Below are 312 nucleotides of genomic sequence, written 5' to 3'. Positions count from 1 at the left end.
TAACAACAGCTACCTTATAGGGTAAATATTTTACCTTATAGTGTAGCTGTAACTGCCTTTAAATCAAATTTATATGTATAATTCTTTCGATTTCTTCCGAACCGGAAATCAGAGTTTCTCTATCTCTTCGAGGGACAAATCCGAACAACGTGCTATCATGTCTAAGGGGAGTCCTTCCTTCTTCAGACGAGCTGCCATCTGGCGCTTGCCTTCGATGTTTCCTTCGGCTAATCCTTCTGCTTTCCCTTTCAGTTCCCCTTCGGCAAGGCCTTCCAGTTTTCCTTCTGCTTTCCCTTCCTCCCTGCTGATGCG

General features: G+C 44.2%; 1 pseudogene. It reads right to left on the bottom strand.

The window, feature by feature from the left end:
- Positions 1 to 108: 108 nt before the first annotated feature.
- Positions 109 to 312 (bottom strand): annotated as a pseudogene (locus DW103_RS18565) (hypothetical protein); the annotation flags it as partial.

Origin of the sequence: Parabacteroides sp. AM08-6, from assembly GCF_003473295.1 — a bacterium.
GTDB lineage: Bacteria > Bacteroidota > Bacteroidia > Bacteroidales > Tannerellaceae > Parabacteroides.
This window is presented reverse-complemented; position numbering and strand designations above follow the sequence as displayed.